At 63.6% G+C, this 17,464-nt stretch carries 19 protein-coding genes, 1 tRNA gene and 1 pseudogene; 7 read left to right on the forward strand and 14 right to left on the reverse strand.

What is annotated here, in order from left to right; all coding sequences use genetic code 11:
* Window positions 1-169: 169 nt before the first annotated feature.
* Window positions 170-244: transfer RNA gene (locus ACVWZM_RS06780), tRNA-Gln, on the reverse strand.
* A gap of 218 nt (window positions 245-462) precedes the next feature.
* Here ACVWZM_RS06780 and ACVWZM_RS06785 point away from each other — a divergent pair.
* On the forward strand, window positions 463-2,241 hold the full coding sequence (locus ACVWZM_RS06785) for an acyl-CoA dehydrogenase (RefSeq protein ID WP_057015231.1): 1,779 nt from the start codon (window positions 463-465) through the stop codon (window positions 2,239-2,241).
* Window positions 2,242-2,378: 137 nt separating this feature from the next.
* Here ACVWZM_RS06785 and ACVWZM_RS06790 read toward each other — a convergent pair.
* Both ACVWZM_RS06790 and ACVWZM_RS06795 read right to left on the reverse strand, forming a co-directional pair.
* Window positions 2,379-3,142, reverse strand: a protein-coding gene (locus ACVWZM_RS06790; protein WP_139481326.1) for an IS5 family transposase whose coding sequence is annotated in 2 segments (ribosomal slippage) — window positions 2,379-2,804 and window positions 2,807-3,142 — 762 coding nt in all. Because the reading frame shifts where the segments join, the coding sequence is not laid out codon by codon here.
* 78 nt (window positions 3,143-3,220) lie between these two features.
* Window positions 3,221-4,438 (reverse strand): IS4 family transposase, encoded by a 1,218-nt coding sequence (locus ACVWZM_RS06795; protein WP_438071829.1) that lies wholly within the window; start codon window positions 4,436-4,438, stop codon window positions 3,221-3,223.
* Between the two features lie 329 nt (window positions 4,439-4,767).
* Between ACVWZM_RS06795 and ACVWZM_RS06800 the strand changes: the two are divergent.
* Window positions 4,768-5,528, forward strand: a pseudogene (locus ACVWZM_RS06800) (IS5 family transposase).
* Window positions 5,529-5,705: 177 nt separating this feature from the next.
* Here ACVWZM_RS06800 and ACVWZM_RS06805 read toward each other — a convergent pair.
* Together ACVWZM_RS06805 and rpsU are read right to left on the reverse strand one after the other, a co-directional pair.
* Window positions 5,706-5,828: a hypothetical protein gene (locus tag ACVWZM_RS06805; RefSeq protein WP_256520744.1), complete on the reverse strand. Its 123-nt coding sequence runs from the start codon at window positions 5,826-5,828 to the stop codon at window positions 5,706-5,708.
* Window positions 5,829-5,990: 162 nt separating this feature from the next.
* Window positions 5,991-6,296, reverse strand: a complete 306-nt coding sequence (rpsU, locus tag ACVWZM_RS06810; protein ID WP_076829105.1) for a 30S ribosomal protein S21 — start codon at window positions 6,294-6,296, stop codon at window positions 5,991-5,993.
* 498 nt (window positions 6,297-6,794) lie between these two features.
* On the opposite strand from rpsU, the gene ACVWZM_RS06815 reads away from it, so the two are divergent.
* Entirely contained in the window at window positions 6,795-7,028 is a 234-nt protein-coding gene (locus tag ACVWZM_RS06815; RefSeq protein ID WP_057015230.1) for a DUF6894 family protein, read from the forward strand.
* 22 nt (window positions 7,029-7,050) lie between these two features.
* Here ACVWZM_RS06815 and ACVWZM_RS06820 read toward each other — a convergent pair whose 3' ends face one another.
* Window positions 7,051-7,290, reverse strand: a complete 240-nt coding sequence (locus tag ACVWZM_RS06820; protein WP_456852275.1) for a DUF6894 family protein — start codon at window positions 7,288-7,290, stop codon at window positions 7,051-7,053.
* A gap of 89 nt (window positions 7,291-7,379) precedes the next feature.
* Here ACVWZM_RS06820 and ACVWZM_RS06825 point away from each other — a divergent pair, with 89 nt between their 5' ends.
* Window positions 7,380-7,622: a hypothetical protein gene (locus tag ACVWZM_RS06825; RefSeq protein WP_057015229.1), complete on the forward strand. Its 243-nt coding sequence runs from the start codon at window positions 7,380-7,382 to the stop codon at window positions 7,620-7,622.
* Between the two features lie 110 nt (window positions 7,623-7,732).
* Here ACVWZM_RS06825 and ACVWZM_RS06830 read toward each other — a convergent pair whose 3' ends face one another.
* From ACVWZM_RS06830 to ACVWZM_RS06840, 3 genes are all read right to left on the reverse strand, one after another.
* Complete coding sequence (locus ACVWZM_RS06830; RefSeq protein WP_057015228.1) at window positions 7,733-7,993, reverse strand: hypothetical protein; 261 nt, start codon at window positions 7,991-7,993, stop codon at window positions 7,733-7,735.
* Between the two features lie 104 nt (window positions 7,994-8,097).
* Window positions 8,098-8,307 carry a cold-shock protein gene (locus ACVWZM_RS06835; RefSeq protein WP_028339489.1) on the reverse strand — a complete coding sequence of 70 codons (210 nt, stop codon included), beginning with the start codon at window positions 8,305-8,307 and terminating at the stop codon, window positions 8,098-8,100.
* A gap of 291 nt (window positions 8,308-8,598) precedes the next feature.
* Window positions 8,599-9,591 carry a LysR family transcriptional regulator gene (locus tag ACVWZM_RS06840; RefSeq protein ID WP_057015227.1) on the reverse strand — a complete coding sequence of 331 codons (993 nt, stop codon included), beginning with the start codon at window positions 9,589-9,591 and terminating at the stop codon, window positions 8,599-8,601.
* A 125-nt stretch (window positions 9,592-9,716) separates the two neighbouring features.
* On the opposite strand from ACVWZM_RS06840, the gene ACVWZM_RS06845 reads away from it, so the two are divergent.
* Window positions 9,717-10,121 carry a DUF1330 domain-containing protein gene (locus ACVWZM_RS06845; RefSeq protein WP_229191173.1) on the forward strand — a complete coding sequence of 135 codons (405 nt, stop codon included), beginning with the start codon at window positions 9,717-9,719 and terminating at the stop codon, window positions 10,119-10,121.
* A gap of 44 nt (window positions 10,122-10,165) precedes the next feature.
* Here ACVWZM_RS06845 and ACVWZM_RS06850 read toward each other — a convergent pair whose 3' ends face one another.
* Together ACVWZM_RS06850 and ACVWZM_RS06855 are read right to left on the reverse strand one after the other, a co-directional pair.
* Window positions 10,166-11,236 carry a lytic transglycosylase domain-containing protein gene (locus ACVWZM_RS06850; RefSeq protein WP_456852277.1) on the reverse strand — a complete coding sequence of 357 codons (1,071 nt, stop codon included), beginning with the start codon at window positions 11,234-11,236 and terminating at the stop codon, window positions 10,166-10,168.
* Window positions 11,237-11,311: 75 nt separating this feature from the next.
* Window positions 11,312-12,004, reverse strand: a complete 693-nt coding sequence (locus ACVWZM_RS06855; RefSeq protein WP_168857187.1) for a VOC family protein — start codon at window positions 12,002-12,004, stop codon at window positions 11,312-11,314.
* Between the two features lie 136 nt (window positions 12,005-12,140).
* On the opposite strand from ACVWZM_RS06855, the gene ACVWZM_RS06860 reads away from it, so the two are divergent.
* Window positions 12,141-12,704 carry a DinB family protein gene (locus ACVWZM_RS06860; RefSeq protein WP_168857188.1) on the forward strand — a complete coding sequence of 188 codons (564 nt, stop codon included), beginning with the start codon at window positions 12,141-12,143 and terminating at the stop codon, window positions 12,702-12,704.
* Between the two features lie 103 nt (window positions 12,705-12,807).
* Window positions 12,808-13,536 (forward strand): alpha/beta fold hydrolase, encoded by a 729-nt coding sequence (locus ACVWZM_RS06865; protein ID WP_028334486.1) that lies wholly within the window; start codon window positions 12,808-12,810, stop codon window positions 13,534-13,536.
* A gap of 89 nt (window positions 13,537-13,625) precedes the next feature.
* Here ACVWZM_RS06865 and paoC read toward each other — a convergent pair whose 3' ends face one another.
* From paoC to paoA, 3 genes are read right to left on the reverse strand one after another with little or no spacing between them, the layout of a single operon-like run.
* Complete coding sequence (gene paoC, locus ACVWZM_RS06870) at window positions 13,626-15,833, reverse strand: aldehyde oxidoreductase molybdenum-binding subunit PaoC (protein WP_076828974.1); 2,208 nt, start codon at window positions 15,831-15,833, stop codon at window positions 13,626-13,628.
* Between the two features lie 31 nt (window positions 15,834-15,864).
* On the reverse strand, window positions 15,865-16,815 hold the full coding sequence (locus ACVWZM_RS06875; RefSeq protein ID WP_229191169.1) for an FAD binding domain-containing protein: 951 nt from the start codon (window positions 16,813-16,815) through the stop codon (window positions 15,865-15,867).
* On the reverse strand, window positions 16,812-17,453 hold the full coding sequence (gene paoA / locus ACVWZM_RS06880) for an aldehyde dehydrogenase iron-sulfur subunit PaoA (protein WP_456815760.1): 642 nt from the start codon (window positions 17,451-17,453) through the stop codon (window positions 16,812-16,814). The genes ACVWZM_RS06875 and paoA overlap by 4 nt, the downstream gene beginning before the upstream one ends.
* Window positions 17,454-17,464: the final 11 nt, after the last annotated feature.

The following is a 17,464-nucleotide window of genomic DNA, read 5'->3' on the forward strand; positions in this document are numbered from 1 at the left end:
ACGATCGCCCGTTGACCTGGATCTCCGGGCGACTCGGGGCTTGTCGCCCGCCGCCATGGAAGCGAAAGCGGCACAGATTTCCAGCCAAGCCGGCCCAATCCGCCCGAAATGGCGGCGGGGGCGGCCGGCAAAAAAACGATTCCTCTCTTGAAATCAACGGCTTGCTTGCTGGCTGGGGCGGGAGGGATCGAACCTCCGAATGGCGGAATCAAAATCCGCTGCCTTACCGCTTGGCTACGCCCCAACGCGCCGATCGAAGGCCACGTCGGTCTATAGGGTGAGTCCCGCCATTTCAACAGGGCGGCGATCGAAAAGGCACGAAAGCCGCAGGATGATGACGGTACTCTTTATAAGGCGACGCCGCGGTGGCCGAAACAGACCGTGCGATGTCCGTTCGGACTGTTGAGAGGGCGCCGGTTTCATGGGATGACAATTTGCAAACGCCTCGTCGGGAGTAACGCCATGACCTACCGTGCGCCGATCAACGATATCTTGCTGTCCCTCAATCACGGTGCGGGGCTCGCTGCCGCCGTGGAGGCCGGCCATTACGGCGATTTCGACGGCGACATCACCGCTGCGGTGCTAGAAGAAGCCGGCAAGTTCGCCTCCGACGTGCTGGCGCCGCTGAATCGTGTCGGCGACGAGCACGGCATCAAGCTCGACAACGGCAAGGTGACGACCGCGCCGGGCTGGCCCGACGCCTACCACCGCTGGACCGCCGCGGGCTGGAACGCGGTCTCAGGGCCGGAAGCATTCGGCGGCCAGGGCCTGCCGCTCGCGGTCAACGCCGCCTGCACCGAGATCTGGAGCGCGTCGAACGTCGCCTTCGGCCTCTGCCCGCTGCTGACGCTGTCGGCAATCGAGGCGCTCGATGCCCATGGCAGCGCCGAGCTGAAGAAGACCTATCTCGAGAAGCTGGTCACCGGCGAGTGGACCGGCACGATGCAGCTCACCGAGCCCAATGCCGGCTCCGACGTCGGCGCGCTGCGCACCCGCGCCGAACGCGCCCCCGACGGCACCTACCGCATCAAGGGCACCAAGATCTTCATCACCTATGGCGAGCACGACATGACCGACAACATCGTGCATTTCGTGCTTGCACGATTGCCCGATGCCCCCTCGGGCACCAAGGGAATCTCGCTATTCCTGGTTCCGAAATTCCTGGTCAATGCCGACGGCTCGCTCGGCGAGCGCAACGACATCCATGCCAGCGGCGTCGAGCACAAGCTCGGCATGCACGCCTCGCCGACCTGCACCATGACGATGGGCGATAAGGGCGGCGCGATCGGTTATCTGATCGGCGAGGAAAACCAGGGCATGCGCTGCATGTTCACGATGATGAACCAGGCCCGCCTCGGCGTCGGCCTCGAAGGCGTCGGCATTGCCGACCGCGCCTATCAGCAGGCGCTGGCCTATGCGCAGGAGCGAAGGCAAGGCAAGGCGATCGGCCACAAGGGCGACGGGATGGATCCGATCATCGTGCATCCCGACGTCAAGCGCATGCTGATGCAGATGCGCAGCATGACGGCGGCGGCGCGCACGATCTGCTACGCCACCGCGGTCGCGCTCGACGTTTCGGTGCGCGCCAGGGACGCCAAGGTGCGCGCCGAGGCCGCGGCCCGCGGCGCGCTGCTGACCCCGATCGCCAAGGCCTTCTCCACCGACATCGGCAACGAGGTCGCCTATCTCGGCGTGCAGATCCACGGCGGCATGGGCTTCATCGAGGAGACCGGCGCCGCGCAGCATTATCGCGACGCCCGCATCACCTCGATCTACGAGGGCACCAACGGCATCCAGTCGATCGACCTCGTCACCCGCAAGCTCGGCGCCAATGGCGGCGCCTCGGTCTGGGCGCTGCTGGACGAGCTCGCTGCCGTCATCAAGCAGGTCGAGACCTCCAACGATCCGGCGTTCGGCACCACGGGCGCCAAGCTGCGCGACGCGCACGCCGCGCTGGAGCGCACCAGCAAATGGCTGCTCGAGCGCCTCGCCTCGGCGCCGAACGAGGCACTGGCCGGCGCAACGCCCTATCTGCGGCTGTTCGCCGCAACGCTCGGCGGCTGCATGCTCGCCGGCGAAGCGCTGGCCGCCAAGGCGAACGGCGAAGCCGAGCCGCAGCGCTATGTCGCGCTGGCGCGCTTCTTCGCCGAGAACATCGCCGTGCAGGCGCCGTCGCTGGAAAAGACCGTGACCGAAAGCGCCGAGGCGGTGACCGGCGCGGATGCGGTGCTGGCGGGATAAGATACCTTCCACCGTCATTGCGAGGTCAGAGGGCCCAAAGCGCTGTGCTCGCCAAAGGCCCTCCTCGCTCGTTTGATGCACATGACGTGCCGCATCACAACTGTCGTCCCTGCGAAAGCACTAGGTGGTGTGGACATTTATCGCATCCATAAGACGATGGCTGCGAGAGTAACGACGGCCAGGTAATTTCGGGCGGTCTTTTCGAAGCGGGTTGCGACGCGGCGGAACTGCTTGAGTTTTGAGAAGCAGCATTCGACGAGATGACGCTGGGCATAGAGGTGCTTGTCCAGCGGATATTTGAGCGCACGTGACGGGTTGTTGGGGATGACGGCGAGCGCGCCTTTGGCAGCGATCGCCTGGCGCAAGTGATCGGCGTCATAAGCCGTATCCGCCATGACGACCTGGGCAGGTAATCCCTCGATCAATTCGGCGGCTTGCGGTACGTCGCTCTTCTGACCTGCGGTGAGCTTGAACCGTACGGGACATCCCAGGCCGCGAACGGCCATATGTATCTTGGTGCTCAGGCCACCGCGCGAGCGACCGATCGCCTGATCTTCAGACCCCCTTTTTTCGCCCCAGCGGCGTGCTGGTGCGCCCGGACGATGGTGGAGTCGACGATCAGATACTCGAAGTCCGGATCACCGGACATCGCTTCGAATATGCGCCACCAGACCCCCTTGATGCTCCATCGACTGAAGCGCCGAAACACGCTGTTCCAGTCTCCAAACACCTCCGGAAGATCACGCCAGGGAGAGCCAGTGCGCACGATCCAAAGTACGCCCTCCACAAACATCCGGTTGTCCCGTCCGGTCGAACCCTTCTGGTCAGGCCGGCCGATGATCAGCGGCGCCATCCGCTCCCATGTCGCGTCGCTCAATACCAAGCGGTCCATCACACCCAAGGCGGCCTCCCCAAAAGCAGCCTTGAATCTGATTTGCGCCTAAAAGGGAATCCTTAGAGTCCACACCACCTAGTGCATCTACACGTTTGTCGGGCCATTTGCGAGGATTTGGAAGCGGGCCATTCCGGTGTGGAAGGTGATTGGTCCAGGTGGACGGTGGGAGGCGTAGCCGGTCCATCCGCCGAGTTTTGCGATGATCCATGCCGCCCAAGCAAGAGTGTTGGGGCGATGGTGGTTTTTCTGAAGCTCGGTGCGACCTTTCATGGTTTTGTTGATGGCCCTGAGCGTCTCGATCTCTTCTGCGGTGAAGACAAATTCAGCCGGCAATTCTTCGCCACTGTTGCGGGCCTGAACGAGTTGAATGACGATACATGCCGCTCTGGTGGCGACCGCCACGAGCTTGATCAGGCCTTCGGCGCTCTCGATCTGACTATCCTCGATGCGCAAACCCTGGCTCTTCAGCGAGCGAAAGAGTTGCTCAATGATCCAGCGCTGGCGGTACCAGGAGACGATCTGCCAGGCGTCTTTAACGGTGGCGACCGGATGAGTGGTCAGGAGCAGCCAGCGAATGGGCTCCGCACCTCTCGGCGGATGCAACTCGACCACTTCTACGAAGCTGAGTTTGATGCCCTCCGCCAAGTCGGTGACGCCGGGCCTCTGCGGCCGCTTGAGCACGACGGTTCCGAAGCGCATCGAGAGATGGGCCTGCCGGCCGCGCCGATCCATTCGCTGCGGCAGATCGATCACCGCGTTGTCGCAGAAGCGGCTCCGCTCGACCGCCTGATAAAGTGTGTCGCCATCGACCAGCGCATGGTCGTGCATGGCACGCGACAGAAGATGGACATTCTCGGCTGGCGTCAGCGCCCAGTGAGCAAAGAAATCCCCCTCGCGGTCGTTGACGACGGTGATCATGCGGGCATCTGCCAGGACGTCGCGGCCTTGCTCGGCGGCCGTCACCCAGCGCGCCGACTCCTTGTCGGCCAAGGCGCGCCGCTCATGCGGGATTTTTACCTTGCCTTTGCGCGTCCAAACGTTGCCGCCAGTAAGGCCAAGACAGACCCCGCTGTCGGCATCCACCGCCATCATCGCATGCAACAGCACGCCGCGAGCATTGCCCTTGCCGACTTTGCCCAGCCCGCGCCGCCGTCCCGCCTGGGTCTGGAACTTGACCTCGCTCGTATCCTGGATCGCCAGCACATGACGCCCGCTGACCGCAGTCCGCGTCTGCGCGCTCCAGCCCTCAATCAATTTATCGATCGTGACTTGGGGGTTGTTCACAAACCGCCAGAACGCCATATTGGCAGCCCAATCGCCCCGGGCCATCTGGCGCAAGCAGACGCTGCGCGTGCAAAGCATAGCCCGGAGAAGCGTCGCCCCCTTTTGTCGAGACGAACGTCCCCGAACTCACCCAAAGACAAATCCGGCTGCATCGCTGGCGCTCCTTCGAATCAAAGCGCCAGTGAGAGAATCATACAACATGCTCCAGAGACGCCACTTCTTGCTGCACCGAGTCAATCTGTCGCGCCCCAAAACCGTGTAGACACGCTAGGACCGATCGACATTCAGGATTCCCAAGCGGTTTGATCGCTGATTCATAGAGTTCCGTGATTCGAGACACGGAGCAGATGGTGGCGGCGAAACGATATGAGCTGACGGAGGCGCAATGGGCGAGGATTGCGCCACTGCTGCCGGGGAAAGCTGGCGACCCGGGACGTACGGCTGCGGACAATCGACTGTTCGTCAACGGATGTTTGTGGGTTTTGCGATCGGGCGCACACTGGAGCGACCTGCCGGAACGGTACGGCAAGTGGAAAACGGTGCATCAGCGCTTCAGCCGCTGGTGCCATGCCGGCGTCTGGGAGTGCGTGTTCGCTGCTCTGACCGCCGATCGCGACAACCAGTATCTGATGATCGACAGCACCATCGTTCGCGCCCACCAGCAGGCGACGAGCGGAAAAGGGGGGCCAAAGATCAGGCGCTGGGGCGTTCCCGAGGTGGACTGACCACCAAGATCCACATGCTGGCTGATGCGCTCGGCCGTCCGCTCCGCTTCATCGTCACGGCTGGGCAAGTTAATGACATCACCCAGGCGCCGGCACTGCTCCACGGCCAAAGCGGCGATGCCGTGCTCGCCGACAAGGCCTATGACAGCAACGCCCTGCGTGCGATCATCGCGGAAATCGGCGCAACGGCGGTGATCCCGTCAAACCGCACCCGCAGGATCATCATTCCGCACGACGCCGACGCATACAAACAGCGCAACCGCATCGAGCGCTGCTTTTGCCAGCTCAAACACTTCCGACGCTTGGCAACCCGTTATGACAGGCGATCTGACAACTTTACCGGCTTCATCCATCTCGCTGCCGCAATGATCTGGATGCAATGAATGTCGATCGGTCCTAGTGCGAAAGCAGGGACCCATAACCACAGCCTTCCGTTTTGAAACGAGCTGTGGCTCCAGCGTTGCAAACCAATCGGCACTTGTGGTTATGGGTCCCGGGTCGCGCTTCGCTTGCCCGGGACGGCATCGAGTTTTGCGCCTACCGCCGAATCATACGTTTCGTCAGCGATCCGCGCGAAACGCGCGAAATTCCTCCGGGCCGTCGAGCAAGTCACGCTTGCGCGCGGCCTGATCGAACTGGCTGGCGGAATGATCTGCCATTGCGTTGATGGCCGTGCCGGCCAAGTTCTGCGCGCGTCGCCGTTGATCGTCGTGCCTCGACCGAATATCCCGATCCACGGCTCGCCGACGACAGATCTCATCGGAGAGACGTTCCTGGAGGCATCCGTTGCCTCGATAAGATCGCTGCGTCATCTTGCACGATCCTTCCAGCAGGATCGGTACGGGCTAGGTCTCCCGTGTGCTGCCTGCTTGCTGTGGCGATTGTGGTGATTGCCTTGGCGCCGAAGGTTTGGACGCCGGGAATTTGGGTTTCCGCGGAGGCGCCGCGATCAATCCATCCCGTATCGCTTGCTTGCGGGCAAGCTTGCGGGCTCGCCGCACGGCCTCGGATTTCTCTCGAGCCCTTTTTTCCGATGGCTTTTCGAACGATCTGCGGCGCTTCATCTCTCTAAAGACGCCCTCGCGCTGCAACCTCTTCTTTAGAACTCGAAGCGCCTGGTCGATGTTGTTGTCCCTGACAAGAACTTGCAACGGATCACCTCTCTCGCGGTACAACGCACTTTGAATGAACAAGACCAGAGCCCGCTCTATCAATGACAGAGCGGGCCGCACTGCCATTCCAGTACATCCGTGGAACGGCAGCCGACCGACAACGTCGCGGAAGCTTCAGCCGCGGTGCTACAAGCACGCGTCCTCGCTTTCATCCGACGATGTCTTTGGAAAAAGGTCCTGGGACCGATCTACAAGGCTCAAGGCCAGTCGATCTAGTACAGTTATGCACTCATCTCAGCTATGCAAGACACAATCGCAGACCGTGAGAATTATATCCGACGGTTCAGCCACGGCGAGATCATGGCTGAACGGCGATGGCGGCTTGACCGCGAACGCGAAAAGCGGTTCCCCAAAAATCTCCATCGTTGCCGAGTAGCAAATTCGCTCCAACAGGCGCAGAGTACGGCGCTGCCGGACGACTGTTGAGCGCCGGCACCTGAGAGCCTGGGCAGCTCCCGCCACCAAAGGGAGCCGAAGATGGCAACCCGCTTCTATTTCGATATCCGCAACGGCGAGCAACTCTATGCCGACAAACAGGGCATCGAGCTACGCGACGAGGAAACTGCCGCGCACGAAGCGATGCAGTCATTGCTCAGCATAGCCAAGGAGAACCTGCCTTTGGATAAACACAGGCTGCTGGCGTTTGAGGTCCGGACGGACGAAGGGCCGCTGTTTCAGGTCAGTCTCAGTCTGGGTATCACAAGGTGCTAACTGCCGCGCTGCGCAGCCAAACTCAAGAATCCAGCCGGCAACTGCGCCAAGCGATAGACACCTCAAGCACGGGCCCGTCGCCGTCCCGGACCTCGATGGCAATCTGATGGAAATTGTGACCGCGAAAGGAATCCCGAATGACGTCGGCCAAGGCGCGCGCAGCCTCCTCCTGAACCGCACCGAAGTTGGACATCTCCATGCCCTCTTCGTCGATCGCCAGGCCGCCGCCGTCAAGATCGAAATAATAGCGCGTCATCGGCATGGTAATTTACCCCGGCTCTCGATTGTTCCTGCGAAGACCGGGGAATGTGGCCGGTGAGGACAGTGGCGCGCGAGCCGTCCGGGTGAGTCATGACCGCAAAAGCGAGAGAGTTCCTTGATTTCTGGATTGAAAACAGCGTCCACGCTGCCGAGCAATATGGAACGCCGGGTGCCTCGCAGGACGTTGCCGAGTTGGCGCGCCGGTGCATCGAGATGGCGGGACAGCAAGGCCTGACGGAACAGGATCTGCGTGATGCGGCCGGCGATATCACTGACTACATCAGGATCAGACTGAAGGCGGCGAACAGGAAGGAAGCCGATCGTCCCAAATAGTTCGGGCCACGGCCTGGCTTCGCGGCCTGAACTGGCGGCCGAGGCCGCGAAACAACAGGTCCGCTTCAGCAACGTATCAGCGACGGACTCGACGTGCGTGATTGCGCGGCTTAACGCACGATGCGCTTGACCCGTTTGGTTCTCTTGGCAGCCACAGATGCCGTGCCAGCGGGTGCAGAGCCAGCCTGCGCGGCGGCCGCCTCGGCGTCACGCGCTTCACGGAGAGCCCGCAGACGCACCATGTTCTTGCGCACGGCGATCGCATCGCGCTCGACTTCAGCGATTGCCTGCGCACCGGCCTCGGCGGCAAGCCGCTGGCGTTGGGCCTTGGCCAGGCGCTCGGCAGAGAGTTCTTCCGGCTTCTTGGCCATGAGCGAATGAGCCCTTTGAAAAGCAGCGAGACCCGCTCAACCCATCAGAGGATCGAGCGGGCCGTGGCTGTCATCCCAGTACATCCGTGGAATAACAGATCGATTCAAGCCAGCCGAAGATCTTCGGCGCTGGTCTTGCCACGCATCTTGTCGACCTTGAGTTCGAACGACAGCTTCTGGCCCTCGGCGAGACCGCCAAGTCCGGCCCGCTCGACAGCGCTGATGTGAACGAACACGTCATTCGTGCCATCATCGGGCTGAATGAAACCGAAGCCCTTCTGGCCATTGAACCACTTCACAGTACCTGTAGGCATTTGTCTTCTCCAAAGCGGACGCACGTGAATTCGCGCCTGGTTCCGCATCATCCTTCAACCGACGATGTTCTTTGGAAAAGGGCCGCTTTGACCATTCAACAAGGCACAACGGCAAATCGAACGCTGCAAGCATACACACTTAATCCGCTAGGGCAAGCTCGGAAGCGCCGTCGATGGGGGCGAGCGGAGCTTCACCGAGCTGCCGTTCCGATAAACCGAACCATGTTTCGCGTAAGGGCTTGCGCCGCCGCGCAACTCGGTGATCGGTGACGCGGACGCAAATCGCGATATTCAACCGCCCGAACTTTTCGCCTTGCGTGGAACTCGCTTGGCGCGCGTCTGAACACTTGCTTTTGCCGCTGCCGGTTCCGTCGGGCGCGTGATCGGAAACGTCTCCCGCATATGCGCTGCCAGCATTGCACAGTAATCGGTCGCGAAACGAGGCAACGGACGCCGCTTGTCCCATGAGATGGTCAGAGGCTCCTGCAACACGCGGCGCCTGTGCGTGAGACCAACAATCCTTAATTCGTAGCGCCAGCACTGAAGCTGGGAGGGAACGATCGCGACGCCGTGCCCCGCCTCGGCCAGTGCCAGCAAGGTGTGCGGACTGCGACTCTCGAACGTGATCTTCGGTTTCAGCCCCGCCATACGGCTTGCGGCATCGAAAGCACGCCGAAATCCGAACCCGCTGTCCAGCAGCAGCAACGGAAGTTCGGCGAGGTCAGCGATCTCGATTGTGCAACGGGGACCAAGCGGCATCGACGGATGACAAGCAGCCAGTAACTGTACGGATCCAAGCGGAAGGCTGCCGAAGTGCTGCTCGTTCAGTCTGACGGCGTGCAGCAAATTTTGGCCGAGGTGAACTTCCCCGCGTTCCAGCATCGCCAATATCTCGCTGCCCGTCCCCTCCCTGATCCTGATCTCGACCCTGGGATATCGCTCCGCGTACCGGTGGAGAAAATCTGACAGCACGCTCTCGATGTGTTGCGGCGAGCCGGCGATCCTCAAGACCCCGGTATCTCCTTGGCGAAGCAGCTGAGCCTGCTCTTTCAGCGAATTGACGCTGTTGAGCAGCAGACGGCAGCCCGCAATCAACTGCTCGCCTTCGCCAGTCAATAGAAGCCGGCGCCCGACGCGGTCGAAGAGCTGCAAGCCGAGCTCCCGTTCGAGACCGATGATTTGCCTGGACAGGGCGGGTTGCGCGACACGCAACCGCAATGCGGCCTTTGAGACCGTGCCGAGCTCGGCCACCGTCAAGAACGTGAGGGCCTGTTGAAGGTTCATGCCCGCTTATACCATTCGAGCATAAGGTTCGAGAAAATATATGTATTGGACGTATTTCGAAGCCTCGTGAAGAGTCCTGTCAGGCTGCGGCTTGCCGCACAGGCACGGCACCGGAGGAGGCTCCCATGAATTCTGGAGGCAAGATGGCTCTGGTCATGTTGAGTTGTACCGCTATCGGCGCTCTTGGCAGCGAAGCGCTGCATGGCGAAGCCAGGCCGCCCGCCTATTTGATCGGCCAAATCGAGGTCACCGATCCCGATGGCTATGCCAGGGAATATCTCCCGAAGGCGAAGGAGATCATCAGGGCACATGGCGGCAAGTTGATTGCGGCTGCCGGCGCGGCGGCAACCGGGTCGCAGGTCGTTGCCGTCGATGGAGATCCACCCAAGCGCGTCGTCGTCTACATGTATCCGAGCATGGAGGCGCTTTGGGCCTGGCGACACGATCCGGCCTACGTGCAGGTTCGGGCCGTCGGCGAGAAATACGCGAGGTACCACACATTTGCAGTTGAGGGCTCTGTCGCCAATTAGCGCTGACCACGCCGTCGATCGCTGCGACCTGCAACGTGTGCCACCTAGTTGCGAAACACCAGGCAGCGACCGCCGACTGCCTCCAACCGGGCGCACAGCTGGTTAGCTCGCTCACGGGTCGTCTCGGCGACCCGGAGCAGATACCAGGTGGCCGAGCCTGGCCCGGCCATGCGCGATCTCAGAACGAGCGGTGCGCGATCGCCGAGCACGGATGCAAATCGTTTCTGAAGTTGCTGGTAGTCGGCGAGTACGCGCGATTGCGACGGGCCGCCGGCCAATTGAAGTCCCCAGGGCCCCCACGCAGCTTGCTGCGCGATTGTCACGGACTCTCTTGGGCCCGCAGGAAGCGCCCGAACGAGCATGCCGCGCACGATGTCACCGCAGGCCATGGCCGCGTCGGTGTGGACCCGATCCTCAAGCGAACCCTGCGCCCATTCCTCGGCGGACCTGCCGGTGATGATCCTGACATAAGCGCGCGTTTCGCCCGGCAGGCTTCCACGTCCCGCCAACCAATCCTGAACCCGCCGTGGACCACCATTATAGGCGGCCGCCGCAAGGCCGAGATTGCCGAACTGCGCGCGCAGCTCGCGGAGCCAGCGCGCGGATTCCTGCAAGGCAGGCAATGGCTCGAACGGGTCGGCCAGACCGCGCCACCGCGCAGTACCGGGCATGAACTGGGCGATCCCCTGGGCACCGGCCGAACTGACCGAGTTGGGATCGAAATTGCTTTCCTGCCAGATCAGCCGGACGAAGAAATCCGGCGGCAAGCCGTTCTCCAATGCAGCCTCCTCCAACGCCTTGCAGTACTGCTGCGGCCCATCGAGCTTTGGACGCAAAGCTGTCGGCGCCGGCGACGGAACGGATGACGATTGCTGATCGGACGCCGACCGATCGGCCTCAGCGTTGCGCACTGCGGCGTTGGTATCCGGACGAGACGTTTCTGTTTGCGATGTTTCTGTCTGCGCCAGCTCTGCGCGCTGCGCGGAGGGCGTTACCGCTGGATTGCCGGGAGGTTGGGCGTTTGCGACGGGGACGAACAGCAGCAGGCAAGCCGAGCCGATAGCCGCTGGCAAAATCGATCGATGAACCCGCCGCGGCCCGAAAATCGACTGCATAAAGCGATCATCAAATTGGATGCATTCGCAGAATCATATCATCGGTGCCGACCGGGCGGCCAGAAAATTTGCTGCCTAGCGGTTGGACAGGCTTCCAACGATCGATGCGCGGCGGGACAGTTCGATCCAGTTGCCATCGGGATCGAGGATCATGGAGATCCGTGCGACCTCGCCGAGCGTCACCGGCGCAAGGCCTTCCCGCACGCCCTTGGCGCGCAACTCGTCATGCACGGCGTCGATGTCGGCGACCTGCAGCGTGATGTAGCGCCAGCCGCGCGCACCCCGAACCGGATCGATGGTTGCGGCGCGATCTTCCCTGAGCAGGATCAGACTGTCGCCGAGGCGAAACGCCGGACCATCAGACCATGACTGCTCGGTGAAGCCTAGGATGTCGCCGTAGAACCTGCGATGCGCGGCAAGGTCGCGCACCGCCATCGTGACGGCGATCTGGGTGATGCCGTCATGTCCGGGCGCAACCAGGCAAACGCTGTTGCCGTCGGGGTCGGCCATGCGTTGCGGTGCGTCGACGCCCGCGCGCGCAATGATCAGTTCGCGATAGCCGCTCGGCGCCGCATCCGGCAGCGGCTCGACATGATGGTTGAGCTTGATGACCGAACCTTGCGCGTCGTGCCGGTACTGCTTTTGCCCGCGGCGGATCGGCTGCACACGATCGAAGCGAAGTCCGGCCTCCTGCTGCCAGAACCGCAGCATCGGTTCGAGATCGTTGAAGGAAAGGCCGACGTCGATCACGTTCTTTGCCAGTTGCATCTGCTCCCGCCTTCGGATGAAGTGCACCACGATGGATTAGCTATGCGAGGATCAAGTCACCAACGCAAGCACCACGATCACTGTCGCGGGTCGGCCGGTGCACCTGCCTGAAACAGTCAATCCAGTGAGGACCGATATGCAAGCAGGCCTCGTTCAGACCTTTCGCGCTTTTGCGTACAATAATGCCTGGGCCAATCACCGCCTGCTCAAGGCCTGCGCCGGTCTCAGCCAGGCGGAGTTCGCCGCCGCGCGGACCGGGTTCTTCCCGAGCCTGCAGGCGACGCTCAACCACATTCATGTCATCGATCTCTTCTACATTGATGCGCTCGAGGGCGGCTGGCTCGGGCCGAAGGCGTGGGCCAACGAGGTGCCCTACCCGTCAGTCGCCGCGCTGAAAGACGCCCAGCGCGCGATCGATCAGCGGTTGATCGTGCACTGCGATGCGCTGACGGCTGAGCGGCTCGATGATGTGGTGAAGATCAATCGCGACACGAGCGTGCAGACCGAGCGGCGCGACCGCCTCTTGATGCATCTGTTCCAGCACCAGATTCATCATCGCGGCCAGGCCCATGCGATGCTCTCGGAGACCACGGTGAAGCCGCCGCAGCTCGACGAATTCTTTGCCGCCGGCGAAGCCCCGCTCCGGGCAGCCGAGTTCAGGGATCTCGGCTGGAGCGAAGCCACCGTGTGGGACGGCTGATGGTTCCGCCCGCCATCGGCGATGCGATTCCTGATCCGGAACGAGGTCTTGAAACCCGGCGCCTCCACGCTCACCTCTGGTAAAACGTGGGGAACTCTATCCGATGCCATTCGCCAATCACCGGGGCCAGCGTATCCATTACACCGTCGAGGGATCCGGGCCGCTGATCGTGCTGCAGCACGGTCTCTTGCTCGACGCCGCGAGCTGGAAACAATGCGGCGTGGTCGACGCGCTTGCCGATCGCTTTCGCGTCGTCTGCGTCGATTCGCTCGGACATGGCCTGAGCGACAAGCCCGCCGATCCGGCGCTCTATAATCAGGCGCAGCGTGCCGGCGACATCGTCGCCGTGATCGACGATCTCGGCGACGAGCGCGCCCACGTGGTGGGACATTCGATGGGCGGCTGGGTCGCGGTCGGTGTCGCCCGGTTTTTCCCGGCACGGCTGGCGTCGCTGGCGATCGGCGGCTGGGACTTTCTCACCGGACTGCCGCGCGGCAACGCCGGCCCGCTGACCTATGGTGCCTTCATCACCTTTGCCCGCCGCACGGTGCCGGAGCTCGCCGAATGGGTGACGCCGGATCTCGAAGGCGGCGTGCGCGCCTGCTTCAATGCGCTCGGACAGGTCGATGGCGCCAAGGACGCGGTGCTGTCCTCGCGCGTGCCGGTGCTGCTTTGGAACGGACAGGACGACGGGCCGCATGCGCCGATGCAGCGCTTCGCCGCGGAGAACGGCCTCGATGCGATGTCGGTGCCCGGCGATCACCTCGGCGCGCTGTTTCAGCACGGCGCCGCGATCGGCCGGGGCATCGGCTCGTTCGTCGGTCGCGGTTAGAGCGTTTAGGTAGAACAGCGCCCCCGACTCCGCTGTGCTCCCTCTCCCCGTTCTTCACCCGCTTGCGGGGCGAGGTGAAGCGTCCCGCGCTACGCCGGCTCCGGCATCCCTGCCAGCAACTTGTCGAGCGTGATCGGATAGTCGCGCACCCGCACGCCGGTCGCATTGTGGACCGCATTGGCGACCGCGGCGGCGACGCCGCAGATGCCGAGTTCGGCGACGCCCTTGGCCTTCATCGGCGATGAGATCGGATCGATCTCGTCGAGGAAGATCATCTCCTGATGCGGGATGTCGGCATGGACCGGCACCTCATAGGCAGCAAGGTCGTGATTGATGAACAGGCCATGACGCCTGTCGACGACGAGATCTTCCATCAGCGCCGCGCCGACACCCATGGTCATCGCGCCGATCACTTGGCTGCGCGCCGCCTTCGGATTGAGGATGCGGCCCGCCGCGCAGACCGCAAGCATCCGCCGCACCCGGATTTCAGCCGTGTCGGCGTCGACGCCGACCTCGACGAAATGCGCGCCGAAGGTCGACTGCTGGTAGGTTTTCGCGAGATCGCCGTATTCGATGGCATCCTCCGCCACGAGGTCGCCGCCGCCGGCGGCCTGCGCCAGCGGCACGCTGCGATTGCCGGAGCGGACCACGCCGTCGGCAAAAACCGCCTCCTCGGAATTGAAGCCGAGCTTCTGCGTAATGGCCTCGCGCAGCTTGGTGCAGGCGGCATAGACGCCGGCGGTGGAATTGTTGCCGCCCCACTGCCCGCCCGAGCCGCAGGACACCGGGAAGTCGGAATCGCCGAGCCGCACCGCGACCTTCTCGAGCGGCACGCCCATCATCTCGGCCGCGGTCTGCGCGATGATGGTGTAGGAGCCGGTGCCGATGTCGGTCATGTCGGTCTCGACGGTCACGATGCCGTTCTGGTCGAGACGAACGCGTGCCGCCGACTTGGTCACGAGATTGTTGCGGAACGCCGCGGCGACGCCCATTCCCACCAGCCAGCGCCCGTCACGGACGGCGCCGGGTTTCGGATTGCGCTTGTCCCAACCGAACCGCGCCGCGCCATCGCTCAGGCACTGCACCAGTTGCCGCTGCGAAAAGTGCCGCTCCGGATGCTCGGGGTCGACCTGGGTGTCGTTGCTGATGCGCAGCACGACCGGGTCGATGCCGAGCTTCTCGGCGAGTTCGTCGATCGCGATCTCGAGCGCCATCATGCCGGAGGCTTCTCCGGGCGCGCGCATCGCATTGCCCTCCGGCAGATCGAGCGCCGCAAGCCGCGTCGCCGTCATCCGGCTGGCGCCGGCATAAAGCAGCCGCGTCTGGCTCACCGCCATCTCGGGCTCGCCGTCCTTGACGTTGCCAGACCAGCTTTCGTGGCCGATCGCCGTGATCTTGCCGTCGCGCTCGGCGCCGATGCGGATGCGCTGGATCGTCGCCGGACGGTGTGTCGTGTTGTTGAACATCAGCGGACGTTGCAGCGCGATCTTGACCGGCCGGCCGGCCGCGCGGGCGCCGAGCGCGGCGAGCAGCACCTCGGCGCGCAGGAACAGCTTGCCGCCGAAGCCGCCGCCGATATAGGGCGACACCAGACGGACATTCTCCTTGGCGATGCCAAGCGTCTTCGCCATATCCTCAGCGCCCCAGGCGATCATCTGGTTGGAAGTCCAAACCGTGAGCTTGTCGCCGTCCCAGGCCGCGATCGAAGCATGCGGCTCCATCATCGCGTGGCCCTGATCGGGCGTGGTGTAGGTGGCATCGAGCTGCACGGGCGCACCAGCGAAGGCGGCGGCGAAATCGCCGACGGCGCTATCGGCCGGGCCGCCGAATGATGGGTGCGGCGTGACGCCCTTGTCCCGCTCCGCGGCGAGATCGAACTTGCCGTCGCCCTTGACGTAGTCGATCCGGACCAGTTGCGCCGCGGCCCGCGCCTGCTCGAAGGTCCCGGCGACGACGACGGCGACGGCCTGGTGATAATGCGCGATCTCCGGCCCGCCGAGCAGCGGCGCCGCATTGCGCTCTCCTTTGCCAAGCTTGCCGGCATTGTCCGCTGTGACGATGGCGAGCACGCCCGGCGCAGCCTTGGCCGCCTCGAGATCGATCGAACCGATCCGCCCCTTGCCGATCGCCGAACCGACCACGTAGCCATAGGCCTGGTTGGCCACGACGTCGTGCCGCTCATAGGCGTAAGGCGCGGTGCCGGTGGTCTTCAGCGGCCCGTCGATCCGGCTGGTCGGGTGGCCGATCACCTTGAGCTGGTCGATCGGATTGAAGGTGGCAGGATGTTCAAATCGCATGATGTCAGGCCCTCTTCTTAAGCCCTGGATCTCAAGCTCTGGCCTCGCGCAGCACCGCCGCCAGCGTTCGCTCGGCGAGCGGCAGCTTGTACGCATTGTCCTTGGTCGGCTTCGCATCGGCGAACAGGCGCGCGGTGACGGCCTTGGCGCCAGCAGGCAATTCCGCCTCCGCCGCCTCGACGCGCCACGGCTTGTGCGCCACGCCGCCGAGCGCGACGCGGCCGGTGCCGTCGCGCTGCACGATCGCGGCAACCGAGACCAGCGCAAAGGCATAAGAGGCGCGGTCGCGCACCTTGCGATAGGCCTGCGCGCCGCCGACCGGTTTCGGCAGCACCACCGCGGTGATCAGCTCGCCCGACACCAGGCTGGTTTCGATCTCGGGGCTGTCGCCGGGCAGACGATGCAGCTCGGCGATCGGGATGCTGCGCGTGGTGCCGTCGGGCCGCACCGTCTCGACGACGGCGTCGAGCGCGCGCATCGCCACCGCCATGTCGCTCGGATGGGTCGCGATGCAGGCGTCGCTCACACCGACCACCGCATGCTGGCGGCTGAAGCCGCCGATCGCGGCGCAGCCGCTGCCGGGCTTGCGCTTGTTGCAGGGCAGATTGGTGTCGTAAAAATAGGGACAGCGCGTCCGCTGCAGCAGATTGCCGGCGGTTGTCGCCTTGTTGCGCAACTGGCCGGAAGCGCCGGCGAGCAGCGCGCGCGACAACACGCCGTAGTCGCGCCGCACGCGGATATCGGCGGCGAGATCGGTGTTGCGCACCAGCGCGCCGATCCGCAAGCCGCCGTCCGCGGTCTCCTCGATGCGGTCGAGCGCCAGGTCGTTGACGTCGATCAGATGCGCCGGCGTCTCGATCTCGAGCTTCATCAGGTCGAGCAGATTGGTGCCGCCGGCGATGAACTTGGCATTCGCGGTCCCGGCGGCGGCTGCGGCCGCCGCGCCCGGCGAGGCGGCGCGCTCATAGCTGAATGATCTCATGCGCTCCTCCCGGCGACCTCGCTGATCGCCACGGCGATGTTGGAATAGGCGCCACAGCGGCAGATGTTGCCGCTCATGCGCTCGCGGAGCTCGGCATTGGTCAGTCGCAGCGGCGCATTCAGATCCGCCGTGACATGGCTCGGGATGCCGGCCTTGACCTCGGCAAGCACGGCGACCGCCGAGCAGATCTGGCCGGGCGTGCAATAGCCGCACTGATAGCCATCATGCTCGACGAATGCCGCCTGCAGCGGATGCAGCTCGTCCGGCGTGCCGAGCCCCTCGATCGTCGTGATCTCGTCGCCCTGATGCATCACGGCGAGCGTCAGGCAGGAATTGATCCGCCGGCCGTCGACAATCACCGTGCAGGCGCCGCATTGGCCGTGGTCGCAGCCCTTCTTGGTGCCGGTCAGATGCAGGTGCTCGCGCAGGGCATCGAGCAGCGTGGTCCTGGTGTCGAGCTCGAGCTGGTGGGTTTCGCCGTTCACGTCAAAGGATACTCTCGTCATCACGGGCGCTCCGGTCGGGGCAGATTGGGCGGCCGCAGGCGGAGGCGTCGCGATCGACGACGCCGCAAGCGAGGCGGCTCCAACAATCAACAGATGGCGCCGCGATAGTTCCAAACGTCCGGAGATCTGCATGCCGCCGCTCT

It is taken from the genome of Bradyrhizobium sp. USDA 4501, assembly GCF_054062115.1.